Origin of the sequence: Finegoldia magna (genome assembly GCF_018371055.1) — a bacterium.
GTDB lineage: Bacteria > Bacillota > Clostridia > Tissierellales > Peptoniphilaceae > Finegoldia > Finegoldia magna_I.
In genome coordinates, this window is record NZ_JAGYZD010000091.1 from 1 (window position 1) to 6263 (window position 6263).

The window sequence follows — 6263 nt, forward strand, 5'->3', positions numbered from 1 at the left end:
TTTTTCTAAGCCTAATTTTTAGGCTTATTTAACGTGCCATAAATTTCAAGATAAATTATTTTTTATTTTCTCTTGACATTTGATAGCTGGTCTTAAATACTACATTATATATAAAGAATATCACAAAAAAATTACCTATTCAAATTTTAATAACACAAACTATTTGATATAATCTGTAAAGGAAAGGTGTTTTATAAATTATGAGAAATGATGATGAAAAATTCATGCTTAAAGCCATTGAACAAGCGAAAATTGCCTTTGATTTGAATGAAGTTCCGGTTGGATGTGTAATTGTAAAAAACGGAGAAATAATAGCTAAGGCTTATAATAGTGTGGAGCGCGATAATAATGCGACTATGCACGCAGAACTAAAAGCTATAAATCAAGCAACTGAGGTTGTAGGAAATTTCAGACTGGATGATTGCACTATGTATGTGACATTGGAGCCATGTGTGATGTGTACTGGAGCATTGGTGTATTCGAGAATACCTAGAGTTGTTTTCGGGGCTTTTGATAAAAAAAGAGGAGCCTGTGGGTCTTTGATTTCGTTAAATGATTATGAAGGGCTTAATCATAAAATTGATGTGGAGAGCATTATGGAACAAGAGTGCGTGGATTTGATGCAGAGTTTTTTCAGGAGGATTCGTGAAAAAAATAAAAATAAATAGATTAAACGATTATTTAAAAAAGACATACGGAACTAAAGTTTACAAATTGCCGTTGGATGGTGGATTTAGTTGTCCTAATAGAGTTAATTCCAAAGGTTGTATTTTTTGTTCTGAAAGTGGATCTGGTGAATTTACTTTTAATGAATATTCAATCAAGGAGCAAGTCGAATTGCAAATTAAAAGATTATCTGAAAAGAAAAAAGCAGACAAATTCATTGCGTATTTTCAATCGTTCACCAATACTTACAAGCCAGTAAATGAACTTAGAGAAATTTACTCAGATGCTATTGATAACAAAAATGTGTTGGTGCTTGATATAGCCACCAGAGGAGACTGCTTAGATGATGAAAAGATAAAACTTTTGCGCGATATAAACAAACAGGTAGATGTGTGGGTTGAAATGGGACTTCAATCTACAAAAAAATCTACAATAGAATTGATTAACCGTGCATACAGCAATGATGTTTATTTTGATATGGCAAAAAAACTAATGGATAATGACATTAAAGTAATCTCGCATGTAATAGCAGGCCTTCCATATGAAACTGAGAATGATTTTTTGGAAAGTGTGTATCAAACGCAAATGCATGATATTTGGGGAATCAAAATTCATTCATTATATATACAAACAGATTCAAGGTTATACGATTATTATCTACGAAATAAATTTAAAATTCTAACGATGGATGAATACACTGATTGGGTTGTAGATAGTTTCAAAATTTTAAACGAGGATACTGTTGTGCATCGAATGACAGGAGATGCTTACAAGCCAAAACTTTATCTTCCTAAATGGTCTTGTGATAAATTGAAAGTAATTTCTGAGATAAATAGTAAAATTAAAACATACAATACATAAAAAAATTTATTGAAGTTTTTGTGCGTTTGAAATATACTAACTTAGTATAGGAATATGGAGGGAATAACAAAAATGAAAATCCACATGGGATTAGATGTAGGTTCAACTACTGTCAAGCTTGTCATTATAAATGAAAACTACGAAATTTTATTCCAAGAATACACTAGACATCGTTCTGACATAGAAGAAACTACCAAAAATGTTCTTAAACAAGCATACGATTCACATCCAGAGTTCAAAAATAGCGATTGTACAATTATGGTCACTGGAAGTGGCGGAATGTATGTTGAAGATAATCTAAATATCGAATTTATACAAGAAGTTGTAGCTGGAACTACAGCTATAAAAAAATATATCCCTAATGCTGATGTGTGTATTGAGCTTGGGGGAGAAGACAGTAAGATAACTTATTTAAAAGGAAATGTAGAACAAAGAATGAACTCCATCTGCGCAGGCGGAACTGGAGCGTTCATAGATCAAATGGCAGCTTTGTTAAAAACAGATGCTTCTGGGCTTAACGAATTAGCCAAAGATTACAAGAAAATTTTTTCGATTGCAAGTAGATGCGGAGTATATGCAAAAACTGACATTCAAGCTTTGATCAACCAAGGTGCAACAAAAGAAGACATGGCAGTGAGTGTATTCCAATCTGTTGTCAATCAAACAATATCAAATCTTGCTTGTGGAAGACCTATTGAAGGGAACATCGTATTTTTGGGTGGACCGCTTTATTTCTTATCAGAATTAAGAAATAGATTCATCACGACACTAGATGACGGTGTGAATACATTCTACAGCCCTGAAAATGCGCAAGTATTTGTAGCATTGGGAGCGGCTATTGCATCAATGGATGAAGAAGTTGTGAAGTATGAAGATTTGTTAAACAGATCTTATGACAAAAAGCAAGAAATTGATGATGAATTAATACTTGAGCCACTATTTAAAAATGAGAATGAAAAAGAAGAATTTTACGAAAATCACAAAAAATCTAACGTAAAATTCAAAAATCTTGACGAAGTACAAGGAAACTTGTATTTGGGAATTGATGCGGGTTCAACTACTAGTAAAATTGTAGTAATTGATGAGGATTGCAACATTGTTTACGATTTTTATGCAAATAACCAAGGTAATCCACTTGATTTAGTTAAGGAACAATTATCTGTAATTTATTCTAAACTAAATGATAATCAAAAAATTGCAAGTAGTGGTATAACAGGTTATGGTGAAGATTTTATAAAACAAGCTTTGTCGGTAGATTTTGGCGAAGTAGAGACAATAGCACATTTGACTGCTGCTAGATACTTTGATCCAGATGTTGATTTTGTTTTAGATATTGGCGGTCAAGACATGAAAGCTATGCATGTAAATGATGGAATAATTGATTCTATTCAATTAAACGAAGCATGTTCGTCTGGTTGTGGGTCATTTATTGAAACATTTGCTCACAGTTTGAATTTATCTGTACAAGAATTTCAACAAAAAGCACTTGAATCAGAAAATCCTGTAGATTTAGGTTCAAGATGTACAGTTTTTATGAATTCAAAAGTAAAACAAGCACAAAAAGAAGGCGCTAGTGTAAGCGATATTGCAGCAGGTTTGTGTTATTCAGTTATCAAAAACGCAATCCAAAAAGTTATTAAACTTAGAGATCCATCAAAATTAGGAGAACACATTGTAGTTCAAGGTGGTACATTCTACGGTGATGCGATTTTAAGAGCTTTCGAAAAAATCACAGGTAAAGTTCCTACAAGACCAAATATTTCAGGGCTTATGGGAGCTATGGGAATGGCGTTGATTGCAAAAGAAAAATCAGCAGGATATTCTACGATTTTATCTGAAGACGAACTTGAAAAATTTGAATACACTCAAGAACAAGCAGAATGTAAATACTGTTCTAACCATTGCAAATTGACTATCAACAAATTTGCAAATGGCAAGAAGTTTGTAACTGGAAATAGATGTGAAAGAGGAGCTGGAATTAGTCTGGATAAAAAAGATAAGCTTCCAAATATGTACGACTATAAAAACAAAAGATTATTTGGATATAAGAGCATTCCAGAAGATAAAGCAAGAGCGACTGTAGGAATTCCTAGAGTGTTGAATATGTACGAAAATTATCCTTTCTGGCATACATTCTTCACGAATTTAGGATACAGAGTTGTATTGTCCTCAAAATCATCAAGAGAAATTTATGAAAAAGGAATTTCTTCGATTACAAGTGAAACATGTTGTTATCCTGCAAAATTAGTTCACGGTCACATTGAAGATTTATTAGAAAAAAATGTCGATATGATATTCTATCCTTCGGTATTTTTTGAAAAACAAGAATATGATAAGGCGAATAATCACATTAACTGTCCGGTAGTTACTGGATATCCGGAAGTTATAAAAAATAATGTAGATGGATTGAAAAATACGAAGTATTTCAACCCATTCATATCATTCCAAGATAAAAATAAATTAAAGACAAGACTTATCGACGAATTAAAAGAGCTAGGACTTTCTGATAAGGATATTTCTAACAGCGTTGATAGAGCATGGGATGAACTAGAAAAATACAGAAAAGATGTAAAGATTGAAGGAAAGAAAGCTTTGTCCAAAATTCGTGAAATGGGCAAAAAAGCAATTGTGTTAGCTGGTAGACCATATCATGTCGATTCAGAAATCAATCACGGAATCCCTGAACTTATCACTTCATTAGGCCTAGGAGTTTTGTCAGAAGATTCTATAATTGATTACGATGACGATGTAGATAGCGATTTGAGAGTATTGGATCAATGGGTATATCATTCAAGACTTTACAGAGCAGCAGAAATTGTTGGAAACAGTGAAGATTTGGAAATGGTTCAGCTTAATTCATTTGGTTGCGGAATTGATGCTGTAACTACAGACCAAGTTAATGAAATTTTGTCTGCGAAAGGAAAAATATATACTGTTTTAAAAATCGATGAAATTAGTAACTTAGGCGCTGTTAAAATCAGAATAAGATCATTGATACAAGCGCTTGAAAAGAAAAACTTCGTTCCAAATGTGAAAAAATCATATCACGTCGAAAAAGTTGAATTCACTAAGAAAATGAAAGAAGAATACACGATTCTAGCACCACAGATGGCGCCTGATCACTTTGAAATAATGGAATCATTATTCAAAGATAATGGCTACAAGGTAGAATTTTTGAAAGATGTTAATTCAAAAGTAATCGACGAAGGATTAAAATATGTAAACAACGACGCTTGTTATCCATCTATAACTGTTGTTGGACAAATGATGGAAGCTATAAATTCTGGTAGATATGACACTGACAAACTAGCTTTATTAATGAGTCAAACTGGTGGAGCGTGCAGAGCAAGTAACTATGTTGGATTTATAAGAAAAGCGTTAAAAGAAGCGGGATATGAAAATATTCCTGTAATTGCTATTTCTTGGCAAAATATCGAAACAAACGAAGGCTTTAACCTTTCTCCATTAGTATTACAAAAAATGATAGTTGCTGTTTTGTACGGCGATTTGATAATGAGATTATCAAATTTCACTAGAGCTTACGAAAAAGAAAAACAAACTGATTTGCTAAAGCAAAAATGGATTGAAGAATGTCAAAAGAGAGTTTTGAAATCAAGTTCAAAACTATTTAGACAAACTGTAGATGAAATTATTGAAGATTTCTCAAAAATAGAATTATTGGATATACAAAAACCAAAAGTTGGTATTGTCGGAGAAATTCTAGTAAAATATCTTCCTCAAGCTAATAATAATTTGCAAGATTTATTAGAAAAAGAAGGCTGCGAAGTGGTTATGCCTGATTTGACTGATTTTGTGCTTTATTGCTTGAGAAATGAATACCACAAGGGAAACTTCTTATCCAAATCCAAATTCACAGGATTTATGTGTAACATGGGAGTAAATTTGATTGAACATTATAGAAAATACATCAGAAACCAATTAATCAAATCGAAGTTTACTCATCCACTTAAGATACAAGAATTAGAAGATTATGCACAAGAAGTTGTATCGCTTGGAAATCAATACGGTGAAGGTTGGTTGTTGACTGCGGAAATGATAGAATTAATTCATATCAACGCTAACAATATTGTATGTATTCAACCATTCGGTTGTCTTCCTAACCATATCACAGGAAAAGGCGTTATCAAGAGAATTAGGCAATTGTATCCGCAAGCAAACATAATTCCAATTGACTACGATCCTGGTGCAAGTGAAGTAAATCAAATTAACAGAATCAAGCTTATGCTTTCACAAGCAAAAGAGAAAATTAATAATTAAAACTTACAAAAAATCAAAATTAGTGTAAATTTTCATTGTTTTTGATATAATTAAATAAGTGTTATGACAAAGCACCGGTAAATCCGAGTGCTTTGTTCATTAAGAAAGTAATTGGAGGAAAGAATGAAAAAAAGAGCTGTTATTGTCTTTTTTATTTCGCTGGCACTATTTTTGGGAGTGTATTTCGGTGCTGGTAAATTTTTGGGAAGCTTAAAAACAACTGGCTCTGATATTAAAGGCGATGAATTAGGAAAAAACAATGTAATTGAACAAAATATACCGGATGAATTTTTATTTGTGCTTTTAGGAATTGATAAGGAAGTAAGCACAACTGATCATCAAAGATCTGATACTATAATGGTTTGTAAAGTCAACTTTAATTCTGGTAATGTGGACATACTGTCTGTGCCAAGAGATACTCAAATTAGATTGAATGGAAATATTCACAAAGTAAATGC

The 6263-nt window shown here is 32.4% G+C and carries 4 protein-coding genes; all 4 read left to right on the forward strand.

All coding sequences use genetic code 11. The features are described 5' to 3' along the window. Nucleotides 1-200 precede the first annotated feature (200 nt). A complete protein-coding gene (tadA, locus tag KHW44_RS05135) occupies nucleotides 201-668 on the forward strand; it encodes a tRNA adenosine(34) deaminase TadA (protein ID WP_304066795.1) in 468 nt (155 codons plus the stop codon). Beyond that, nucleotides 646-1527, forward strand: a complete 882-nt coding sequence (locus KHW44_RS05140; protein ID WP_304066798.1) for a TIGR01212 family radical SAM protein — start codon at nucleotides 646-648, stop codon at nucleotides 1525-1527. Before tadA ends, KHW44_RS05140 begins: the two co-directional genes overlap by 23 nt. 72 nt (nucleotides 1528-1599) lie before the next feature. Next, nucleotides 1600-5805, forward strand: coding sequence for an acyl-CoA dehydratase activase-related protein (locus KHW44_RS05145; protein WP_304066802.1), 4206 nt, complete (start codon nucleotides 1600-1602; stop codon nucleotides 5803-5805). Nucleotides 5806-5928: 123 nt separating this feature from the next. Then, the coding region (locus KHW44_RS05150) for an LCP family protein (RefSeq protein ID WP_304066805.1) at nucleotides 5929-6263 on the forward strand (335 nt) is incomplete at its 3' end.

What these genes read in the sequence shown, in the direction of transcription:
- tadA (WP_304066795.1), top strand. Translation starts at nt 201, where the DNA reads ATGAGAAATGATGATGAAAAATTCATGCTTAAAGCCATTGAACAAGCG.
- KHW44_RS05145 (WP_304066802.1), top strand. Translation starts at nt 1,600, where the DNA reads ATGAAAATCCACATGGGATTAGATGTAGGTTCAACTACTGTCAAGCTT.